The sequence below is a fragment of the Falsiroseomonas selenitidurans genome (genome assembly GCF_012103215.1).
GTDB lineage: Bacteria > Pseudomonadota > Alphaproteobacteria > Acetobacterales > Acetobacteraceae > Falsiroseomonas > Falsiroseomonas selenitidurans.
Genome location: NZ_JAAVNE010000005.1, coordinates 83,735 through 105,762, shown reverse-complemented (window position 1 = coordinate 105,762; position 22,028 = coordinate 83,735). Strand labels below are relative to the sequence as shown.

Sequence of the window (22,028 nt, the reverse complement as noted above, 5' to 3'; positions counted from 1 at the left end):
CAGATGGCCACTTCGTGGCAACCCACCACTGATTTACTGCTGCCTCCTCAAGCCTGTCTCGGCCGAATAATGCAGACCGGCAGGCAGCCCAGCCCGATCCAGAGCCGGCACAAGGTACCCTTCGGGCCGGCGTTCCAGCAGTGCGACGAACAGCTGTGCAGATTCCCGTTCCCACCGCCCCCAGCCCGACTTTGCCGCCTCCACCGCGCATTCCAGTCCCGCCGGCACTGGGCAGGACGCGATGCGGTGGGCAGCTATGCGGACTTCCGACAAGGCCCAGGCGCGCCCCTCGTCCTCGTCCTCCGCGTAGGGCACCACAGCCCCATCCCGCAGCTGTGCGAGCCGCAGCGTCACCTGCGGCTGCTCCTCCAGCCGCGTCGGCGTGCGTGTGTCGGGCTCCCACAATCCGGCCTCGCGAACATACGGGCGTTCGAGGCGCATCAGGTTCTGGCGCGCCACCCCAGTCGCCGCCTGATCCTTCCCGGCCGCGCTGGCCGCTGCCGCCGCCAGGGCATATGGCACAGCGCCTTCGGCCTGGTCGTCATACGCCGCCTCCACCAGCGGCCGCATATCCTCCGGCGTGGCGATGGCACCCTGGGCGAAGAGTGTGCGCGCACTGCGCCACAGTAGCGCCGGGTCGCGGTAGACGGCTGCCGTACCCGGCTGCGAGGCTGCGATCCAGTCTGCGGATGGCTCCGCCACGGGCTCCGGCGCCACCACCAGCAATTCGGGCGCTACCAGCACCCTGCCCTCTCGACGGTGGCGCCACAGGCGACCCGCACGCTGGATCAGCAGATCCACCGGTGCCAAATCGGTGACCATCAGATCAAAATCCAGGTCGAGGCTCTGCTCGATGACCTGTGTCGCCACAACCACCCGGCGCCTTATCTCGCCATTGCTGTCGCGGCCGAAGCGCCGCATCACCTCGGCCTCGATGGCCAGGCGGTCCACCATCGCGAAGCGCGCGTGGAACAGGATCGTCTCGACCCCCAGAGCCCGCAGCGCCTCGTGTGCAGCGATCGCGTCGTCCACCGTGTTGCGGATCCAGGCCACGGCCGCGCCAGCGTCGGCGGCAGCCTTGATTCGTTCGAGCGCCGCTGGTGCATCCGACAGCCGCGTGACCCCGATGCGGCGTGGCAAGCCTTCCCGCGCACTGCAGGGCGTTTCCTGCAACTCCGCGGCCGTGACACAGGTGGCGAGTGGATAGGCGGCGCTGCATGGAACGGCCTTCGGCGCACCCAGGCCTCGCCGAAAGGCCGCCACAAGGTCCGCGCGGATCGCCTGCGGCAGCGTTGCTGAAAGCAGCACGGCCGAGCCGCCCAGCGCGGCATGGAACTCCAGCAGCGTCCGCAACTCGCGCCGCATGTAGGCGTCATATGCGTGCACCTCGTCCACCACCAGCACCTTGCGGGACAGGCCGTGCAATCGAAGCGCCGCGTGCCGCACGGGCAGGACCGCCATCAGCGCCTGGTCAAGCGTGCCGACACCGACCTGTGCAAGAAGGGCCTTTCGACGGTCATCGGCCAGCCAGGCGGCGCAGTGGGATTCGGCTGGCTCATCCGCCGGGTCAGCGACGGGTCTGCTTGGCTCCATGACGTCGGTGGGTATGGTCGCCCGAAATCGCGGATCCAGGTGGGCCCGCCCATGGGCGAGCGCGAGGGAGGGCTGACCCTCCGCAACGAAAAGGCCCCGGTAGGACGACGCGAGCCGGCCGAACATCGCATTGGCCGTCGCCATGGTCGGAAGGGCCACGAACACGCCGTCCGCACGGCCTGCTGCCATCAACCGCTGCGCAAGTATCAGCGCGGCTTCCGTTTTGCCGCTGCCAGTCAGATCCTCGACGACGACCAGGGTTGGCTCCGGCGTCAGTGGAACCGTCGCTGCCCATTCCTGGATGGGCGAAGGCGTCGTGATGCCGGGGAACAATTTCCGTACCCCCTCGAACGGCGCAGGGCGACAGCCAGAGATCCCGGCTCCGGCAAGGGCCGCGGCGGCCCGCGGCAAGGCGTGATCCCAGAAGTAGGCAGCGGGAGAGGCCACGTCGGAGGGTGGTACGTAAGGGAACCAGGCCTGCCGGGAGCCAACCCAGTCGGCCAGCGTCACCAGGCCGGCAAGCTGCCACGCCCAGCGTGCAATTTCGTTCTCCGACGGGCAGCGCAGAGGCTCGGGCTGGAAGACGGCCAACATCGCTGCGACAAAGTCGGTGGCCGCGCCAGTGCAGCCTTGGCAGAGCAAGGGAGGGCCAGGAGGCACGAGCAGTTTCTGAGGCGGGCGTCCATGGTGGCCGGCGATGGCCCGCAGCAAAGGAGCTCGCAGACCCACATCCCAGGCTGTCTGCCGCGGTCCTTCCGTAGGCAGAAGGGGTTCCAGCAGCGGCGACAGGGTACGGTCGAGGAGATGGAAGCCCATTGCGTCGTGGCGCGGCCCTTCCGGAACACCGGCCAAAGGCATCGGGCCGAGGACACCTGCCGGCCAATGGTCTGGCACCATGGCCTGGAAGTTTCGCGAGAACTTACCGATGTCGTGCAAGGCAACGAGGAAGGCGAGGCTTCGCCTAGGCAAGCCGGTCTCGGCAGCACGAGGTAGCAGGCTTGCCACAGCCGCGACGTCGAGGGAATGGGCGAGGAGCGGATGCATCGACGGCCCGGAGCCGCCGGGCCGCGCCTTGCCCCAGAAGGCACTGGTGCTTCCGGTCGTGCCGTGCAGCACGCGGATCCCTCCCGCTCCTATGGTCGAGTAGGAGTGTTGCCCGGCAGCGAGACACCGACAACCGGCATCAATTCAACTGTGTTACATTTCCGGGCCGCGCCCCTTTGTCTCAGCGCGCCGTCGCCACCAACAGCTCCCGCGCCAGCGTCCCTCCCCCGCCGCTGATCTGGTAGCGCACTGGCACCTCCTCGATGGCGAAGCGCCGGAAGATCCTGCGGATTTCCGGGCGGTCGTTGATCGAGAGCAGGAAGCGCCCCTGCAGGCCGGCCAGGAGCTCCGCCAGGCGTTCGAAATCCTCGCGGCCAAAGACGCCCGGCCCATAGTCGCCCTCGCAGTCGAAGTAGGGCGGGTCGAGGTAGAACAGGGTCCCCGGCCGGTCGTAGCGCCGGAGGAAATCGGCATAGGGCAGCCGTTCGATCACCACGCCAGCCAGGCGGTCGTGGATCGCCTCCAGCGCCGGGCCCAGCTTCGTCACATCGAAGCGGGCCGAGGCAACCGGGTTCACGCCGAAACTCCGCCCCTCGACCTTGCCGCCGAAAGTGGTGCGCTGGAGGTAGAGGAAGCGGGCCGCGCGCTCCAGGTCGGTCAGCGTGTCCGGCGCGGCGGCCTTCAGCCGCTCGAACTCGGCGCGGCTGGTGACCTGCCAGCGGAGCGTGTCCATCAGCTGCACATAGTGGCGCTGGAGGATGCGGAAGAGGTTGGCGACGTCGGTGGAGATGTCGTTGATCACCTCCGCGCGGGCGCGGAAGGGTCGGCGGAGGAAGACGCCGCCCATGCCGACGAAGGGCTCGGCATAGGTGGCGTGCGGAATCTCGGCCAGGCGGGCGATGATGCGGCGCGCCAGGATGCGCTTGCCGCCGAGATAGGGGGCCGCCGGCTCGACGGGCACGGCGGAGATCGGACTCGACTCCATGTTCGCTCTTTGTTCTATTGCCCCTGCCTCCGCGCGGAGGTGGCGGGGCGGTTCATCCGTGCGTGGTTCACCCCACGCGGTTCGGGCAGCGGCAACTGCCTGACCCCCGCACCCCGAGACGGGTCGGAAGACGGAGATGATGATGGGAGAGCCCGAGCCGCCCTCACCTGCGCCGACCTGGCTGATCCAGGCCTGGCCGCGGCTGCTGGTCAGCCGGCGCGCGGCACTGGCGACGGGTCTGCCGCCGGAGCAGGCGCTGCGGGAGGCGGCAGCGGCCACCCTGTCCCCTGCCCTGCCGGCGGCCTGCCTCACCGAGGCCGTCGCCGCGTTGGCGCAGGTTCCGGATGCGCAACTCGGCGTCCGGTCCGATTAGCTGCCCTCGCCGCGGCAAAAGCGACGCGGGCTCGACCCGCCCCCCTGCTGCCTGGCGCGGATGGGGCCGATAGCCAGCGTGCTGAATGCCCTGTGGACCCTAAAGGGGCCAATACGAGTGGATTGTGCCCGTATTTGCGCGCTAAAAGGAACACATGGCGAAGTCCAGGGAACTGCACCTTCAGGTCCACGCCGGCGGTCGATGGAACGACGCGGCCCAGCTGACCCTCAGCGATCCCGACCAGGGTTGGCAGGGGCCAAGCAAGCTTGTCTATGACGACGCCTGGGTGTTCGCGACCGACCCGGATTTCACGGGCCGCGTCCGTGGCTGGCAGGCCTTGAGCGTCCGGCTCCCGCCCTCCCTCGAACTCCACAGCTTCAAGACCTGGCCGCCCTTCCTGCTGGACCTGCTACCCCAGGGCCACGCCCGCAAGGTTCTGGCCGGGGTGCTGGGGCTCCACCAGCATGCTCCTTCCTGTGACGCACCTCTGCTGCTGCGCGCGGCCGGGGACCCGATCGGCAATATCCGCCTCCGGCAGGCCTGGGACGCCGAGCGGAAGCGCGTGAAGCAGGCCCACGCCCACCCGGGCCTGACGCTGGACGAGATGTTCGAGCGGGCTGACGCGCTCCAGGAATACGCGCGCGACTTCGCTGCCGTGGCCTCCGGCTCCAGCGGCGTCCAGGGCGCCTGGCCCAAGCTGCTGATGACCCGCAACGCGGCGGGCCGATGGCTGCCGGACCCGATGGTGCCGGACGACCAGGCCACCGGCCACGCCATCATCAAATGGGTCGGCGACAAGGGCGAGGACACCAGGCTCATCCTGGCCGCCGAGGCCCCCTATCTGGAACTGGCCCGCGCCTTCGGCCTTCGGTGCGCCCGGCCGCTCCGGCATCGCCACGGCACGTTGTTCATCCCGCGGTTCGACCGGGAGATTGCGGATGGCCGCGTGGTGCGTCTTGGGCAGGAGAGCATCGTCGCTGCCGCGGGTGTTGCCGCCTTCGGCCATCAGGCCTCCCACGAGGCCTATCTGGGCGTCATCCAGGCCTGCTGCGACGATCCGGCGGCCGAGGCGACGGAGTATCTGCTCCGGGATGTGCTGAACCTCGCGCTCGGCAACCCGGACAATCACGGGCGGAACACGGCGCTTCAGAAAGCTGCCGATGGCGGTGTGCGGCTGACGCCGCTCTACGATTTCTGCCCCATGCGTCTGGACTCCGCCGGGATCGCCCGCTCCACCACCTGGCGGTGCATGAGGCCTCAGGGCGGCGTGAGCCGGGACCTGAAGCCCGACTGGCAGGAGGTTTGCCGCGTGGCGGCCGGTCTCGTGCCGGCGCTGGACGCCGAGGTCCTGATGGAGATCCTGGCGAGCAAGGCGGACACGCTGCGCCGAATGCCGGAACTCGCCCGCGGGATGGGGGTGCCGGAGCCGGTCATCGAGCGCGCCATGGGCTTCTGCGACCAGCAGGCGGACGCACTGGCGACCCTGGGCCGGAGGCGAACCCGTGCCCCGCGTTAAGCGGCCCTCCGCCGACGAACGGGTTGCCCTGCGCGTTGCGCTGAACGAGGACATTGCCGCCGGCGGCCTGGAGTGGAGCCAGGCCGTCCAGCGCATGCGGCAGGCGCTGGGCATGACCCAGGCCCGCTTCGCGCAGACCTTCAAAGTGACGCGGCGCCTGATCGTGGAGCTGGAAGCCGGAACGGCCAATCCCACCGCGGAGACGCTGGCCAAGATCGGCAAGCCTTTCGGCTATCAGGTCGGCTTCGTGGTGCGGAAGGAGGCGGCCGGGTCGCCATCTGGGGAGGAGGACTGACCGCGCCCGCCGACCGGTCAGGGGCGGCGTTGGGCTCCCTCAACCAGTCCCGAGCCTCGCCCCCGAGCCGCTGCGGTGTTGCGCAGCTGGCCGCCTTGTCCCCGTAACGTTTCCGGGCTCTGCTGCGCTGATCCTGGAGAATTGCAGTGACCCAAACCGCGCGGCAGTTGGAGCGTTACCTGGCCACCATCCGGGCGATCGCACGCTCGCCAGATGTGCGCGAATACATCGTTGGCTACACCAGCAACGTCACCAATCGCCAAGCGGCTTACCGGGGTGTGAAAATGCCGCATCTCGTCGTCCTCGCGGCGGAGATGCTGCAGGATGACGCGCTCGACCTTGAATCAGCTCTGCAGACCGCGATCAAGGATGGTGACAAGCGTTCCCTGCTCTTTCGCAAGTACAATGGCCCGCGGATCAGCAGGCCCAACGCCCGAAGCCGTGGCGCAAAGCGTCTGCCCGTCGGTGATCGTTCAAGCGCGGTCTACGTCGCCTGGGCCGCCGAACTCTCGGCCCTCGCCGAATAGGCGAGCGCAGCGCCCCAGCAGGTTCGTGGTCGGTCCCTCTCCTGTCCGAAGGAGCGCGTCACACCGGATAGGCGGCCCATGTCAGCTCGAAGTGGGGCCCGTCGAAGAACCCGGTGAAGGAGCCGCCCCAGCGGATCGAGACGCCCTCAGCCTCTGCCGCGGCTTGCACGACCCGGGCAATCGCCCGAAAGCTGTCGATGTTCTGCCAGTCGAGAGGGATCGGGCCGAGATCCACGGCATGGCCGGTCAGGTGCCGGCTGTTCTGGGTCCGGCTGGCGCCGCCGGCGACAAGGACACGCTGGCGCTCCGCCGAGCGGACGCCCTCGATCACGAAGAACGCGGCGTCGCGCCGGGCCCGTCGGATGACGCGCACCAGGTCCGGGTGGACGCCGCGCAGACGCTCCAGGTCGCGCGGCGTCAGCAGTTCCGGCGCCACGGCTGTGGCAGGCGCCGCCAGCGGCGCCGGAGCGGGCGCGATGGCCTGTGCGGCAGCGGTATGGGCGGCTGGCTGGGCCGGCTCCTGCCGCCACCCCAGCCAGCCGAGAAGGCGGGCCAGCGCCTTCACTGTGCCGGCTCCGGCGCCGGACGCAGGCGCGTCGCAACCTGCTCCGCGACGGCGATGGCCAGGCCCTCATCCGGCCGGATGGCACTCAGTTCGCCGATCACCGGCGGCGGGCCGGCGGCCAGCAGCATCCGCCCCGCCTCCCCCTGGATGCGGCTTGCCGCATCCTCCGCCGTGGCGCGGAGCTGGCGGGCCGTCTGGGCATAGGCGCGCAAGAAGCGCTCGGCCTCGGCCGCCACCTCGATGCGCAGCAGGGCGTCGATCGGCGTGTCGGGGCTGCGGCGGCGGGCCGCCTCGACCGCGATGGCAACGCGGCCCGCGGCCGCCAGCGCGCCCTGCGACCACTGCGCCAGACGCGCATCGGCCACGTAGCGCTGCACCCACACGCCCGCGAGCGGCAGCAGGACAGCCGTCAGCAACGTCAGAACGACGTTCGTCCAGTCCATGATGATCTCCTTTGGTGGTGCCGCCTTGCCCGGGCGGCGCGGGTTCAGGCTGCCGGCGGGGCCGGCAGCAACCGGCTCAGGCCGGATCCATGGGCAGCGCGCTGCGCTGCCGCGTCTCCAAGGCACGGCGCAGCATCTGCGTCTCGTCGCGCAGCCCCTGCAGGATGGCGCGCATCTCGCCGATCTGGGCGGCAATGAGCGCGGAGGCGCCGCGCGCGACCGCCGTCTCGCTCTCCAGGCCGGAGAGGCGCCGATCGTCGCTGCGCTGCTGCTCGGTGATGGTCAGGGTCGAGGCCGCATAGGCATCCACGCGCTGCACCAGCGCCCCGATCTGCTGCTGCAGGCTGGCGATCGCCGCCTGGTCCTGCTTCCGGGCCTGGCGCATCTCTCCCCATTGCACCAGCCAGGCGGTGCCGCCGAGGAGCAGGGTGAGCAGCATCGGGAGAAAGAGCTTCGCCCAGTCGGGCAGGCCCCGGGTCGCCTCCGCCGTGGTCATCACGCCACCTCGGCCGCGGCGCGGAACAGCGCATCCACCTGGTCGGCGGTGGCCACGCCGGCGCCGATGAACAGGTCCCAGACCGGGCTTGCGCGCTCGGCCGAGTACATGGCCGCCCAGGTCAGGCGCAGGGCAAACTGCTCGGCCGCAGAGAGGCCCGGCAGCATGGCGGCAAGGCTGCCGGGCAGTTCGCCGGTCCGCGCTGCGGCCAGGGCCTCCGCCTCGGTGATCCAGCCCTGCGCCACCAGTGCCAGGAGAAGCTGGCGCAGCGTCACCTCTGGCGGCACCGGGCCGGGCGTCGCGGGCGGCGTGAACACGCCATCGGCGTAGTGTCCGCCGATCCGCGCCCCGGGCGCGGCCGGCACGGCGCGCAGCGGCGGCACCGGCGCCCAGCCCGCATCAACGGCGACCACCTGCACCACCTGGTCCTGCGGATCCAGCAGCGCCAGCGCCACGGGCTCGGCCGATGCGTCCCCGGCGCGCAGAGTGACCAGGGCCAGCGTGGCAGCGTCGGCGCCGTCCAGCAGGACCTGATCCTCCGGCACGGCGGCGCCGGCAGCGATGCGGGACTGCGCCGCCTCCACCGCCTCGGCAGCCTCCAGCAGGGCGTGCAGGCGGGCATTCTCCGCCGCCACGGCGCCGAGCTCGGCCGGCGTCGCCTCGGCCAGCATCAGCGGCGGCAGGATGCAGCGCGGCCGGCCGCCGATCAGGGACCAGCGGCGCAGGTACCGCCCATTGCCATAGGTGGCCGGCAGCATGTCGGCGGCGAGCATCAGGCGACATCCTCGTACTGCGTGATTTCGGAGAGGCGCAGGACCTCCAACTCGGCCGACCAGGCGATCCGCGTGCCGGCGACGCCGGTGACCTGCACCGCGCCGGTCTGCGAGGCCGTGTCCCGCACCAGCGTGGCATCGGCTCCGGCGGTGGTCTCGGTGTCGGTGCCAAGGCTCTGCACCGCCGGCGCGGCGACATCGCCGCCGGCCGGGCGGTGATAGGTGGCGCGGCGTTCATAGGTCAGGCGCTCGGTGTCGCTGGCGCCGGCGACGCGCCCGAGGATCCGGGCCCGCACCACCATCGTCTCGCGCTCCCCGATCAGGATGCGCGGGGAGAGGATCAGCGGCGTGGCATCGGTGGTGACGCCGCTGGCGCGGAGCACGCGGCGGCGGCCGGACAGCACCGGGGCGGCCGGCATGCGGTCCAGGCCGAGAATGGCCTCACGCCGCACGCCGCCATTGGCAGTCGTGGCCAGCGCCATCACGCCGCCCTCCATCGCCAGGCCGCGGACATTGCTCGAGGCGATGGCGGCACCACCGCTGACGCTGTCGAGGAACTCCACCCGGCGGAGGCCGGCAAAGACGCTGACGCCACCGAGCGTCGCGATGGCGTGCTGCCGGCTCGTCTCCGACCAGGCGGCGGCGTTCACCGTGTTGAAGGTGCCGCCGATCGTGCAGGCCGCGCCCGGCTCGAACAGCGCCCGCTCGTCGCGGTAGAGGCGGGCGATCTGGGCGGGGCTGGGGGCGGTGGCGCCGATGCGCAGCAGCGCGAAGGCGCCGTTGCTGGCCGCGGCATTGGTGACGTTGCGGCCGATACGCAGCACGGCGGCAGTGTTGGCCATCGAGCCGATGCCGGCGGCGGAGCCGGTCGCCTCCAGCCGGCCATTTACCCACACTTCCAGCGCATCCCCGCGCAGCACACCCACGACGCAAGCCCAGCCGCCGGTGTTGAGCATGCTGAGGCTGTCCACCGTCACGCTGCCACCGGTGCCGATCAGGGCCAGGCGAGGCCGGTTGGAAACGGAGGTCATGGAGATGCGCGGGTTGCTGACATCGCTCGCGCATTGGAAGGCGCCGGTGAAGTCGCTGCCCTTGAACCAAAAAACAAGAAACTTTACTTCAGCCGGGTTGAGGCGGCGCTCCAGGTAGTTGCTGGCCGACCATCCCGACCAGCAGGCGAGCTCAGCGCCGGCCTCCACCGGGGTGCGGGTCAGGGTGCCGACGATGCTCAGGCCCTTGCCCGTCTTGCTGCGATCCGGCACGGCCAGGTCGATCTGTACGCCCCCGACCGACCCGTCGAAGGCGCTGCTCGGCGTCAGACGGAGCGTCTCGGAGGCAGCCGAGGCGGTGAACTGGACAAGGGCCTCGCCGCTCGCGGTGATGGTCAGATCGCCGGTCTCGCCGTTCGTGCCGAGCAGGTTCACCGACAGCGAGCCGGCGGTGACATTCGCGACGGTGAGGCGCAGCAGGTAGTCCGAACCGCTGGTCAGGCCGGAAATGGCGAGATCCAGTGGCGCGGTGCTGCCGGCGGCGTGGTCGAATTCGGTGCTGCCCGCGTCATGCGTCCAGCCGGTGCCGAGGGTCCAGGCGGTGGCGGAGGCGCCGTCATCGGCAAAGGGCGTGGCGCCGGCGATGCCGCCGATGGCGCTGTCATTCAGGATGGCCAGCCGCGCATCGCCCGGCAGCCATCCGGTGGCGAAGAAGGTGCGGACATAGGCGACCATGCCGGCATCCGGATTGATCTCGTCCTCGGCCAGGAAGGTCGTGGTCGTGCTGCCGACGACGCCCGGGGCCATGCCGGCGAAGGTCGTCGCCCCGGCCGGCTGCACGATGGAGGAGGTATTGGTGTAGACCCCCTGGCGCCAGCCGGTATCGGCGAGGCTGGCGGCATAGGGCATCGGGCCGGTCGCCAGCAGCGGTCCGGATCCGGCGGAAAGCCAGATCCGATTGTCATGGACGATCACCCCCCGCGCGAAGCCGCCGCCGCGCGTGATCTGCGCGACGAAGCCGCTCGCATGGATCACCGCCGCGCCGGCGCCCGTGCCGACGAGGGTCGTCGGGATCGGCAGGCCGCTGGCGGGGTCGAGCGGCGCGCCCGGGAGCACGCGCGCATGCACGCTGGCGGCCGCGGCCGCGCCAATGGCGCCGCTGGCATTCGCGAAGGCGTAGGTGCCGGCGGAAGCGAGGCCGGCGCTCCAGCCCCGCAGGTCGGTGCCGTCGCGCCGGGTGGCGCGATCGCCCGGCAGGTCAAGTGTGTGGAGGCCGGTCGAGGTGCAGACCCACAGGCGGCCATGGAGCGCGAAGACCGCGGTGCCGGTGCCGTCAAGGAGGGCGCCGGCGACGCCGCCCCAGGCGCGCCAGAGCCGCGGCACGCCGGTCACCGGGTCGAGGTCGAGCGCATCATGGACCAGCAGCGTGCAGGGCGCGGTGGCGCGCAGTAGCAGGATGGCGACGCGCGGGAAGGCGCGCCGGGCGCCACGCAGGCCGGCGATGTTCAGCGCCTCCTGGTACCAGCTCGTGTTCCGGCATTGCTCGGTCCAGGCGCCGCCATCGCTGTCCTGCCGCGTGTCGTAGACGCAGGCGGCGACCACATCACTGGCCGTCACCAGGTTCTGCACCACCGCCGGATAGGCGAGGCTCTGCGTGCTGCCAACGGTGATGCCGGCCTGGGCGGCCTCGATGGCGGCCCGCATCGAGGCGACGGACGCCTTGTCTGCGGCGACGGCCTGCTGGCTGGCCACGGCCAGGCTGCCGCTCTGATAGGCGATGAGGTTGCGCAGCATCTCCAGCAGCCACCGCCGATGGCCACCATTCTGCATGTCGCGGCTGGAGGAGCCGTCATCGCTATAGGTGTCGCCGGTGTCGGGGAATGTGATCGAGGTCAAAGCACCTCCTCCACGGCAAAGGGGAAGCTGTTGCGGTTGAACGACGAGAAGGCGATCAGCCCGGGATCGACCAGCCGCGCGACGAAGGCCGTGCGCAGCCAGTGCAGCGTCTCGTCCGGGAAGGGGAAGAACAGGAAGGGCTGGTCGAGGTCGGCCTGGCGATGCAGTTCGAATCCGCGCGCCATGGCCTCGTCGCGCGACAGGTTCTCGATCGTGCCGCGCGCCACGCGCGGCTTGTCGCGGCGCTCGAAGTAGCGCACGCCGCCCAGCGCCTCGGCCACCTCGGTCCGGAAGCGATGGCCCTCGGCATAACCCGGCGACGGGTTGACGCTGACCTGCCAGCCCTGCGCGACCTCACAGAGGCCGATCTGCACGAAGCCGGCGGGGTTGGCGGTGTCGTCGATCTCCACGCGGAAGGCGCGCGCCAGGTAGACGGCACCGAGCCAGACGGGCCGCGTCGGCGCATAGCCGGCTATTTCGGCCGCGGTGTACTTGCCGGTCCACCAGGCGTCGTCCTCCCATTCCAGTGTCTCGTAGGGGAAGACCTCCGGCCACACGTCGAACCAGCCGCTGTCGAAGACCATGATGGTGCGGGAGGCATCGCCGTAGAGGCGCACCCGCATCCGCCCACCCACCGTGATGTTGTGCCGCGCCAGCGCCAGGGCGCGGATCGGCCGGCTGGCGGACAGCGTGCCGATGAACTGCGTGTCGGCCGTGGCGGCTGAGCTGCTGCGCGCGACGCGCGACAGCGGCAGCAGCCCGAGGTTGGCGACGGGGTAGGTCGCGCTCCAGGAGCCACCCGACCACGTCACGTCCGGCGTCCAGCGTGGCCAGCCGATGACCATGCGTTCCATGCTCAGCCCCAGAGGTTGAAATCGACCAGGCCGCGCTCGGCGTCCGTCTCGATGCCGAGGATCCGGAACAGCTTGCCGCCGCCATAGCCGAGGCGCGGCAGGCGAACCTCCACCACCGCACCGAGGTCCAGCGTCGCTGCCAGGGCATCGCCGAGGCGGGCGCGCAGCCGCAGCAGGTCGCGTCGGACCTTGTAGAGGGCGAGCAGCCGATCGGCCTCCGCCTGCGCGTCAGCCGGATTGGCCAGCAGCCCCCGGAAGGCGAGCTCCGGCGCCAGCAGGTGAACAATCTGCACCGTGGCATCCGTGGCGGTGGCGCTGCGGTACTCCGCGCGGAGGAACTCCCGCCGGGCGGCATCCACCACGCCGCCCAGGCCATCGGTCTGCACCGTGTGGTTCCGGCGGTACTCCACCGTCACGCGGTAGGCGGGCATGCCGCGGCCGGCATCGCCCGAGGTCTCGCGCTCGATCTCCAGGATGTCGATGATGGTTGCGGTGGCGACGCGGCTGCTGTCGAGCCGCGTGAAGGTGGCGGCGGGCGTGCCGGCGGGTGCGGCGAGCTGCGTCATGCGGAGCCGACCGAGGCGATCGAAGCCGAACCAGACGCCGGCGGAAGCGGCCACCGCCTCCATGGCTTGGCGGACGCTGGCCTCGCCGCCGGCCCAGTAGCCGCAAACGGCCGGGGCGGCGCTGTCGAGCGCGGTGACATCGGCGGAGACAACATCGGCCGGATCGATGCCGCCCGGGCCGGTGGCCAGGCCCAGCAACAGCTGCGCCACGGTGCGATCGGCCGCGCTCGCCACCTGGGTGATGTCCGCGGTGACCTGGCCGGCCGGGCTCGACCCGAGCCGGGCATAGCTGCCGCCGGCGGTGGCGAGCAGGCGGGCGGCGCCGGCGGCCGGGGCGTTGGCCTGCATGTCGGCGATGTCCGCATAGGCGGCACCGGCCGTCAGGGCGACGCCGTTATCATAGAGGGTCGCGCCGGCGATGGAGCCGGCGGCCAGCTGCAGGATCAGCCGCGCCGTGTTCACCATGGGCGGGGCCACGTTCTCGACCAGGCCGAGCGCGACGGGCTTGGGCTGGCCCTTGATGTCGTCGGTGCCCTCCAGGCCATCCGGCAGGACGTTGGTGCCGGCGAACTTCGTCGGCTGCAGCGGCCGGTCGAGCTCGAAGAGGCGATCCCGGATCAGGATCGCCACCTCGGCCAGGGTGAAGCGCGGCTGCTCCATGGTGCCGGCGAAGAGCACCTGGAAGCTGCCATAGGCCGCGGCATCGTCGCCCTGCAGGATGCGGATGCTGCGGCCGTCCAGGCCGAGATCGATCAGCCCATCCAGCCCACCGTCGATATTGGCCAGCACCAGCTCGCCATAGCCGGTCTCCACCGCGCCGCTGGTCGTGCCGCTGCCGAAGGCGGTGCGGCGCAGCTGCGCCGGGCGGATGATCCGCGGCTCGTAGTAGCCCGGCGCACCGGGGCCACTGTAGCCGGCGCCGGTGGCGTAGCGCAGGGTGACGACGCCGGGGCCAGCCGGGTCATAGGCGGTGATCTCCGCCAGGTAGATCAGGCTCATGCCGGCCGCGCCCGGGCGAGGCGCTCGGAAGCGCGCATTTCGGCCAGCATGCGCGCCATGTCCCGCTGGCCGGCCATGTTCTGGTCACCGGAGGCGGCGATCACCTGCGTCTGGCCGTCCTGGCCCTGGCGGATGGCAGCCAGTTCCTGCCGCATCTGCGCCAGTTCGCGCCGCGCCGCCTGCAATTCCGCCACCACGGCGCGGTTGTCGTTGGCCTGGTAGGAGCTGGCCCCCACCACCTCGACGCCCAGGCGGCCGTCGCGGCCGCGGCGCAGCGGCATGATCGCCTCCGGCCCCGCCTCCCCGAACAGGGCCATTGGCGCGATGGTTGGCGCGCTGACCACCTCCGGCAGGCCGCCGAGGGCGAAGGGGATGAGGCGCGCATGCGCCATGGCGTTGCCCAGCGCGTTGGCGAGCAGCCCGCCATAGTTCCCGCCCCAGCTCGGCGCGTTGGCCAGTTCGCTCCCACCTACGGCAAAGCCATCATTCAGGGCGCCGCTGGCCTGCAGCGTGGTGACGCGCAGGCCACCGCCCGCCCCGCGCGCGGCCTCCCGCAGGTGGAACAGATAGGTCCGCACGTCGCCGAGGTTGTGCAGGTAGGAGAGCTGCTGCGCCACCGAGTAGTTCAGCGTCGCCAGCGCCGCGCCGATCTTGTCGTCGATCGACCGGCTGATGGAGACGGTTTCCGTCGTCTCCACCTGGTTGCGCAGGATCCGGTCCACGGTGCCAGAGGCAGCGGTCAGTATCGCGCGCTGGTCCGCGGTGAGGCTGGTCGCGCCGCCGAGGATGCTGTTGAGCACCCGGTCGAACTTTCCGGCCTCCGCCCGCAGGATGTCCCGCTGGCCGGCGGTCAGCGTGCCGCCGGTGGCCTGCAGCGCGATGGCCCGCGTGATGACCTCCGAGGCGCTGAACAGCACGTCGAGCTGATCGGCCGGGATGCCCGAGATGTCGGACGCCACCTTCAAGACGCTGGTGATGCTGCCGACGTCGCGCAGCAGAGCCTGCTTCACCTGGTCGGTCGCGCCCGGCGCCAGCACGATCTCGCTGATGCTGCCGGCGATATTGCCCAGGGCATCATTGGCCGCGACGCGGGCCGCGCTGGTCACGCTGTTCCAGACGTTGATCTTGGAGACGACGCCGACGATGTCGTCCAGGGCTTCGTTCGCGGCAGCGCGCGCCGCATTGGTGACGCTGTTCCAGACCGCGATCTGCGAGACGACACCGCCGATCGTCGACAGGGCCTTGGTCGCGCTGTCCTTGGCCGCGGCCGGCACCGACGGCGCCATGGTGATGCTGCTGACCGCGCCGGTGATGCTGGCCAGCCGGGCAATGGCCGCTGCCCGCACCTCTTCGGTCACACCCGTCGCCAGGGCGATGCTGGCGACGTTGCCGGCGATAGCCGACAGCGCCGCATTCGCCCGTTCCCGCACCCCGGCCGGGATGGCGGCATCCATGCTCAGGCGGGAAACCACGCCGACGATGGTGTCCAGCGCGTCATTGGCGGCCAGGCGGGTGGCGTTGGTCACCCCGGGGGCGATCGCGATGCTGCTGACCACGCCGCTGATGCTGGCCAGCGCGGTGCTGGCGGAGACACGTACCGCCTCCGGCACCGCCGCCGCCATGCTGATGCTGCTGACCGCGCCGGTGATGGTGGCCAGATGGGCGATGGCCGCGGCCCGCACCGCATCGGTCACGCCCGTCGCCAGGGCGATCGACGACACATTGCCGGCGATGGTCGCCAGCGCCGCGCTCGCCCGCTCCCGCACCCCGGCCGGGATGGCGGCGTCCATGCTCAGGCGGGAAACCACGCCGACGATGGTATCCAGCGCGTCATTGGCGGCCAGGCGGGTGGCGTTGGTCACGCCGGGGGCAATGGCGATGCTGGTGACGGCGCCGGAGATACTGGCAAGGGCGCTGTTGGCGGCGATCTGGACCGCCTCCGGCACCGACGGCGCCATGGTGATGCTGCTGACCGCGCCGGTGATGCTGGCCAGCCGCGCGATGGCCGCGGTCCGCACCGCATCGGTCACCCCGGGCGCCAGGGAAATCGAGCCGACATTGCCGGCGATGTTGCCCAGGGCATCATTGGCCGCGACGCGGGCCGCGCTGGTCACGCTGTTCCAGACGTTGATCTTGGAGACGACGCCGACGATGTCGTTCAGGGCCTCGTTCGCGGCAGCGCGCGCCGCATTGGTGACGCTGTTCCAGACCGCGATCTGCGAGACGACACCGCCGATCGTCGACAGGGCCTTGGTCGCGCTGTCCTTGGCCGCGGCCGGCACCGCAGGGTCCAGCGTGATGCTGCTGACCGCGCCGGTGATGCTGGCCAGCCGGGCAATGGCGGCGGCCCGCACCGCGTCGGTTACACCCGTCGCCAAGGCGATGCTGGCGACATTGCCGGCCAGGCTGGCCAGGGCGGCGTTGGCCGTAAGCCGCACCGCCTCGGGCACTGCGGCCGCCATGGTGATGGCCGAAACCCGACCGACAATGGTGTCCAGGGCGTCATTGGCCTTGGCCCTGGTAACGTCGGTGACACCAGGTGCCACGGCGATGCTGCTCACCGCCCCGCTGATGCTGGCCAGCGCCGTGCTAGCGGAAACGCGCACCGCCTCCGGCACCGCCGCCGCCATGCTGATGCTGCTCACGGCGCCGGTGATGTTGGCCAGACGGGCGATGGCCGCGGCCCGTACTGCATCGGTGACCCCGGGCGCCAGGGCGATCGACGCGACGTTCCCGGCGATCGTCGCCAGCGCCGCATTGGCACGCTCCCGCACGCCCGCCGGGATGGCGGCATCGAGGCTGATGGCCGAGACCCGGCCCAGGATATCGTCCAGCGCCGCATTTGCCGCCGCGCGGGTCGCATCCGTGACGCCGGGCGCCAGGGCAATGGCCGTCACCGCACCCGAGATCGCCTCCAGCGCCGTGCTGGCGGAGACGCGCACCGCCTCCGGCACTGCCGCCGCCATGCTGATGCTGCTGACGGCACCGGTGATGGTAGCCAGACGGGCGATGGCCGCGGCCCGCACCGCATCGGTGACCCCGGGCGCCAGGGCGATCGACGCGACGTTGCCGGCAATGGTCGCCAGCACCGCATTGGCGCGCTCCCGCACACCCGCCGGGATGGCAGCATCGAGGCTGATGGCCGAGACCCGGCCCAGGATATCGTCCAGCGCCGCATTCGCCGCCGCGCGGGTCGCATCCGTGACGCCGGGCGCCAGGGCGATGGACGCCACGGCCCCCGTGATCGCCTCCAGCGCCCGACTGGCCGAGACCCGCACCGTGTCCGGGATCTCCGGCGCCAGGGTGAGGGCCGACACGGCCGCCGTGATGGTCTGCAGCCGCGCTGTCGCCTCGCTGCGCACCGCATCCGTGACCCCTGGCGCGACCGCGATGGCGGCCAGGGCGCCGGTGATGGCGGACATCGCGCCGGCCGCCGCAGCGAACGCGGCCGAGGTAACGGCGCCGGGCACCAGGATGGCGTCCACGACGCCGCGCAGCTGGCTGAGGGCCGCTTCCGCCTCCGCCTTGGCGCGCGGCGTGGCGGCGCTGGTATCGATCAGCGCCAGCGCGGCGTCGATGTCCGCCCGCAGCTTCAGCTCCGCCGCCAGCGCCACCTCCACCTGGATGGACCCGCCGAGGCTGGCCAGCTCCTCATAGATCAGCTGGTCGTAGGACTTCACCGCGGGCAGGCTTTCCAGGCTGGACAGCACCATGTCGCGCAGCGCCTGGAACTGCCCGCCGGAGGCAAACATGGCCTGGCCGGATTGCAGCAGCGTGTCGGCCGACTGGGTGATGCGCGCCAGCGCATCCCGGTCGCCACCGCGCGCCAGCGTCAGGTCCCGCCCGAAGACGTCCTGCGCCGCGCTGAACCGGTCCTCCGGCGAGGCGCCGCCGCCGGCGCCGGAGCGCAGCCCGTCGATGTAGCTGCGGATGGACCCGCCGGCGGAGAGGATCGCCTGGCGTTCCTGATCAGCGAAGCGCTTCACCACGGCCGCGCGCTCCGCCGCCTGGGTGGCTTCCAGCGCCGTCAGGTCCGCCAGGCCGATGCGCGCGGCCTCCACCCGCTCCCGCGCCTGGCTGCGCTCCAGCGCCGCCAGCGCGCCATCCTGTGTGCTGGTGTCGGTGGTCGCGGCGAACAGGCGATCGTCCAGCGCCTGCGCGGCCGCGTCGCGGCGGGCCTGGTATTCTGCGATGATGGCCTGGCGCTGGTCCTGCTGCGCGCGGATCAGCTGCCGCACCCGCGGCGTGATGTCCGCCGCGGCAAAGCCCAGCGCCTTCAACTGCGCTTCCAGTTCCGAGACGGCGGAGGCCGCGCGGCTGTCCGCGGCGAACAGGTCCGCGGCCAGCTGATCTCCGGCATTCCCGCTGAGGGCCGCGGTGGCCTGGCGGCTGAGCAGATCCAGCGCGTCGATCGCCTCCCGCTGCTGCTGACGCAGGGCGGCGGCGGTGGCCTGCTGCTGGGCGACCAGCTGTTCCGTCAGGGCGGCCACATGCGGCGCGGTCTCTGCCAGGGTCAGGCCCATGTCCTTGAGGTTGGTGCGATAGGCCTCGATGGCAGCATTGACCTCCCGCTGCGACTGGGCGGCATCGGCCTGCGCCGTGCGGCCCTGGGCGCGCAGCAGGTTCTCCGCGATCTCCGCGCGGGAGACGGCGACCTGCGTGTCGCGCTGCGCGATCAGCGCCGCCACCTGCTTGGCACGCTCCGCGGTCAGCTCGGCCTCGCCGAAGCCCAGCCGCTGGGCGGATTGGATGGAGGCGTCGAAGCTGGTCTGCAGCGCGTTGACCTGCTGCTGGAAGGCGGAGACCGGATCGGCGATGGCATCGACCGCGGCGCCCAGGGCCTGCACCTCCTGGATCAGGCCGGCCAGGGCCTCGACGCTGTCGAACTGCCGGCCCTGCAGCACGGTGTCCAGGCGGTTGTCGTTCGTCGCGCCGAAGCTGAAGTAGCGGAGGGCATCGGCCAGGGATGCCGACTGGTCCGCGGAATTGGTGCCGGTGATGGCGCGGCGGTTGTCCTGCACCGTCACGCCGGCGGCGGCGATCACAGCATTGGCCGCGGCGATGGCCTGCTGCGCCTGCGCCAGCACCTCCGCCCCGCCATTGCCATTGCCCGTGGTGGACAGGCCGCTGGCGGCCAGCTGGCCGTCCTGCGCCGAAAGGGTGAAGCCGTAGGCGTTGTTGGCCGCGCCGCCGCCCAACAGGCCGCCAAGGCCGCCGCCGAGCGCGCCGCCCAGCAGCCCGCCGCCCAGGACGCCAAGCGGCCCCAGGAAGCCGCCGGCCGCCGCCAGCGAGCCCGCCAGCGCGCCCGCGCCGCTGCCCACCATGCCGCCGGCGCTGTTGCCGCCGAGGACGCTGTTCAGCAGGGTGCCGGCGCCGAAGCCAAGGCCGGCGCCGCCAAGGACGCTGGACAGCGAGGCGGAGCCGAACAGACCCGAGACGGCGGTGCTGTCCAGCGTCGCCCCGGATAGGGTCGGGCCTTGCGACAATGCGGTGATGCCATTGCCGAACAGCCCGGACGACACGCCCAGGCTATTGACGCCGCCGAGGATGCCGCCATTCGGCAGCAGCCCGGACAGGCCCGTGTAGTTGCCGAGGCTGCCCAGCAGGCTGCCTTGGCCGCCATCCGCGCCGGTGAAGCCGATGCCGGACGCCAGGGAGCGGATGCCCGGGGTCACCAGGCTGACATTCAGGGCTTGCGCGACGGATTGCCGCAGGATGGAGCCGAATCCCGAGGCCAGGGAGGCGAACACCGACTGGCCGCGGCCCGCCCCCTCCTCCAGCGCGGCAAAGGTGGTCTGCGTCAGGGACCTGCCGAAATCATTGGTCAGGCTGTCGAATTGCCGGTCAAGCCGTTCGGCCTCCCGCGACGCATCCTGCAGCGCCCGCTGCATCGAGCGCTCCCGCACGGCCGGGTCGATCTCGCTGTTGCGCAGCGCCCGCTGGATCTCCGTGATGGCGCGCTGATCGGCGGCGCCGAGGATCTCCAGGCCGGAGGGGCTGGTGCTGCGGACATCGCCATAGGCCTCGACGGTCTGGCGCGCCGCGCGGGTGACCGACCGGAAGCCTTCCTCCTGTTGGCGCAGCTGTTCCGTCAGCCGCTGCGCCTGTCGCAGGTTGGCATCGTTTTCCGCGCGAAAGGCGGCCATGCTGTCCGCCGCGTCCTGGCCCGTGATGCCAAGCCGCTCCAGCTCCTTGGCGCGATCCGCCAGCAGATCCCGCAGCCGCGCCTCCCGCGCGATGTCCGCCTGCTCCAGCCGCAGCGCATCGGCACCGCGGGTCGCGGCATTCACCTGGCGCTGCAGGTCGCCGATTTCCTGGCCGATGCCGTCGGCGATGCGCGCATCATAGGATTTGAGCGCGTCCAGCGCGCGCCGCAGCCGCTCCGACGCCGCGGTTGCCGTGTCGATGCCCAGGCCGAGCGCCCGCGCGCGCAGTTCGAGCTGCGTCTGCGCCGCCTCCACCTCGCCCGCCGTGCCGGTGAGCTTGTCGAGCTCCGTGGCCTGGCGGCGCAGTCGCTCGCTGACGATATCCGAGCCATCCGCAAGGCCGAGCATGCCCTGATACAGCCGGGCCAGTGCCTCCCGGCTGACGTCGCCGGTCTCCCGGAAGCCTTCGACGAGCGCGACGAATTGCCGCATGCGCTCCAGATCGGGGTTGGAGACGATGGCCGCGTATTCCGGCGAGCCTCGCCCATAGTCGCGGGCCGCCCCCTGCTCCGCATCGAAGATCTGCTGCTGGAACTGCTGCGACAGCGCGGCGGTGACGCCGAGCGCGCTGTCGCGCAGCCGGTCCTGCGTCGCGATCAGATCCTGCTGATCGCGCGTGAACTGCCGCAGCTCCTGGCTGCGCCGCGCATCGGTCAGCGTGTCGTAGTAGGTGGCAAGCTCGCGCACCTGGCGCGCTTCTGTCGCCAGGCCGTCGCGCAGGCGCTGGGCTTCCTGCTCCACCGCCTGGAAGGAGGCCGCCTGGCGCTCCAGGCTTTCGCGCATCAGATCCGCGGCGTCGCGGCCCAGCAGGAAGTTCGCAGTGACCGCGGCGATGGCCAGCGCCGCGCCGGCGATCGCGCCGGCCGGGCCAAGGAAGCCCAGCAGCTGCGAGCCCTGCTGCGCGAAGGCGACCAGGGCGTTCTGGCCGCCGGCGACCTGGACGGTGAAGTCCTGCACCTGGAAACCCGCCTGGCCGGCGAACTGGCCGAGCCGGCGGGCCGAGGCGCCGGCATTGTCGTTCGCCACCGCGAAATCCGCGACGCCGAGGGTGGAACGCTGATGGGCGGCCGTCGCCGCGGCCACCAGCCGGGCATGCTCGGCCTGCGAGACGGCGCCGCGCGCCAGGGCCGCGTTCAGCACATCCTGCTGCTGCGCCAGCGCGCCCGCCGCCGCGGCGGCGCGCTGCTGGCTGGCGAAGGCGGGGTCGAGCGCGACGCGCAGCCGGGTGAAGGCCGCCGCCTCCTGCTCCACCGCCGCGGCTGCCGCGCGCGCGGCGGCGGCGCTGCCATCGGCCTGCGCGACGGCGCGGTCGCGCTGCTGGCCGACCAGCGCGACGGAGCGGGAATAGTCCGCGGCACCGATCTGGCCGCGGCGGAAGGCCTGGTCCAGCGTCTCCACCGCCTCCGCGGCGCGCTGGTTCGCGGCATACAGCGGGTCGATGGCCGCGCGCAGGCGGGCGAGGTCCGCAAGCTGGGACGCCACGGCGCGGCGCTTGGCCTCCGCCGCGGCCTCATCGGCACGGGTGGCTTCCCGCGATGCATCCTCCGCCGCCCGCGCGCGCTCGCGTTCCGCGCGGATCAGCGGGTCGTAGCGATCGGCGACGGCCGCGAGGATCTGCGCCCGTCGGGTCTCCGCAGCCCCGCTGGCATCCAGGATGCGCGTCGCCTTCTCGGCCTCGCGCGCGAAGATCTGCTGCGCCCTGTAGGCCGGGTCGAACCGTTCGGTGAGGCGGGCCAGCGCGCGTTCGGAATTGCCGATGGCGTCCACGGTCCGGGTGGTCGCGGTGGCCACGGCCTGGTTCGCGGCGATGATCCGCCGGCCGGCGGCGTCGAACTGCGCGGCACCGGCCGCGGCATCCGAAGCGTCGAACACCAGCGCCGTGACGGCCTGCGATCCGCTCATGGACAC

Annotated in this window: 14 protein-coding genes; 4 read left to right on the top strand and 10 right to left on the bottom strand. The window is 71.6% G+C overall.

Annotated features, from left to right (window positions below):
* Positions 1-33: 33 nt before the first annotated feature.
* Both cas3 and HEQ75_RS05050 read right to left on the bottom strand, forming a co-directional pair.
* On the bottom strand, positions 34-2,709 hold the full coding sequence (gene cas3, locus HEQ75_RS05055; RefSeq protein WP_168027836.1) for a CRISPR-associated helicase Cas3': 2,676 nt from the start codon (positions 2,707-2,709) through the stop codon (positions 34-36).
* Positions 2,710-2,818: 109 nt separating this feature from the next.
* The gene (locus HEQ75_RS05050) at positions 2,819-3,622 is read right to left on the bottom strand and encodes a DNA adenine methylase (protein ID WP_168027835.1); all 804 of its coding nucleotides are present in this window, start codon (positions 3,620-3,622) and stop codon (positions 2,819-2,821) included.
* 142 nt (positions 3,623-3,764) lie between these two features.
* Between HEQ75_RS05050 and HEQ75_RS05045 the strand changes: the two genes are divergently transcribed.
* From HEQ75_RS05045 to HEQ75_RS05030, 4 genes are all read left to right on the top strand, one after another.
* Entirely contained in the window at positions 3,765-3,995 is a 231-nt protein-coding gene (locus HEQ75_RS05045) for a hypothetical protein (protein ID WP_209318356.1), read from the top strand.
* A gap of 154 nt (positions 3,996-4,149) precedes the next feature.
* The gene (locus tag HEQ75_RS05040) at positions 4,150-5,511 is read left to right on the top strand and encodes a type II toxin-antitoxin system HipA family toxin (protein ID WP_168027833.1); all 1,362 of its coding nucleotides are present in this window, start codon (positions 4,150-4,152) and stop codon (positions 5,509-5,511) included.
* A complete protein-coding gene (locus tag HEQ75_RS28110) occupies positions 5,498-5,806 on the top strand; it encodes a helix-turn-helix domain-containing protein (RefSeq protein WP_209318355.1) in 309 nt (102 codons plus the stop codon). Before HEQ75_RS05040 ends, HEQ75_RS28110 begins: the two co-directional genes overlap by 14 nt.
* Before the next feature lie 146 nt (positions 5,807-5,952).
* On the top strand, positions 5,953-6,333 hold the full coding sequence (locus HEQ75_RS05030) for a hypothetical protein (RefSeq protein ID WP_168027832.1): 381 nt from the start codon (positions 5,953-5,955) through the stop codon (positions 6,331-6,333).
* A gap of 58 nt (positions 6,334-6,391) precedes the next feature.
* Here the strand turns inward: HEQ75_RS05030 and HEQ75_RS05025 are convergent, their stop codons facing one another.
* The 8 genes from HEQ75_RS05025 to HEQ75_RS04990 form a co-directional block, all read right to left on the bottom strand.
* The gene (locus tag HEQ75_RS05025; RefSeq protein WP_209318354.1) at positions 6,392-6,898 is read right to left on the bottom strand and encodes a M15 family metallopeptidase; all 507 of its coding nucleotides are present in this window, start codon (positions 6,896-6,898) and stop codon (positions 6,392-6,394) included.
* On the bottom strand, positions 6,895-7,341 hold the full coding sequence (locus HEQ75_RS05020; RefSeq protein WP_168027831.1) for a hypothetical protein: 447 nt from the start codon (positions 7,339-7,341) through the stop codon (positions 6,895-6,897). Before HEQ75_RS05020 ends, HEQ75_RS05025 begins: the two co-directional genes overlap by 4 nt.
* 76 nt (positions 7,342-7,417) lie before the next feature.
* Positions 7,418-7,837 carry a hypothetical protein gene (locus HEQ75_RS05015; protein WP_168027830.1) on the bottom strand — a complete coding sequence of 140 codons (420 nt, stop codon included), beginning with the start codon at positions 7,835-7,837 and terminating at the stop codon, positions 7,418-7,420.
* Positions 7,837-8,610 (bottom strand): hypothetical protein, encoded by a 774-nt coding sequence (locus HEQ75_RS05010; protein WP_168027829.1) that lies wholly within the window; start codon positions 8,608-8,610, stop codon positions 7,837-7,839. The genes HEQ75_RS05015 and HEQ75_RS05010 overlap by 1 nt, the downstream gene beginning before the upstream one ends.
* Positions 8,610-11,495: a LamG domain-containing protein gene (locus HEQ75_RS05005; protein WP_168027828.1), complete on the bottom strand. Its 2,886-nt coding sequence runs from the start codon at positions 11,493-11,495 to the stop codon at positions 8,610-8,612. The genes HEQ75_RS05010 and HEQ75_RS05005 overlap by 1 nt, the downstream gene beginning before the upstream one ends.
* A complete protein-coding gene (locus tag HEQ75_RS05000; RefSeq protein ID WP_168027827.1) occupies positions 11,492-12,349 on the bottom strand; it encodes a hypothetical protein in 858 nt (285 codons plus the stop codon). Before HEQ75_RS05000 ends, HEQ75_RS05005 begins: the two co-directional genes overlap by 4 nt.
* A 2-nt stretch (positions 12,350-12,351) precedes the next feature.
* Positions 12,352-13,914 (bottom strand): hypothetical protein, encoded by a 1,563-nt coding sequence (locus HEQ75_RS04995; protein WP_168027826.1) that lies wholly within the window; start codon positions 13,912-13,914, stop codon positions 12,352-12,354.
* On the bottom strand, positions 13,911-22,022 hold the full coding sequence (locus HEQ75_RS04990; protein ID WP_168027747.1) for a hypothetical protein: 8,112 nt from the start codon (positions 22,020-22,022) through the stop codon (positions 13,911-13,913). Before HEQ75_RS04990 ends, HEQ75_RS04995 begins: the two co-directional genes overlap by 4 nt.
* Between the last annotated feature and the right edge of the window lie 6 nt (positions 22,023-22,028).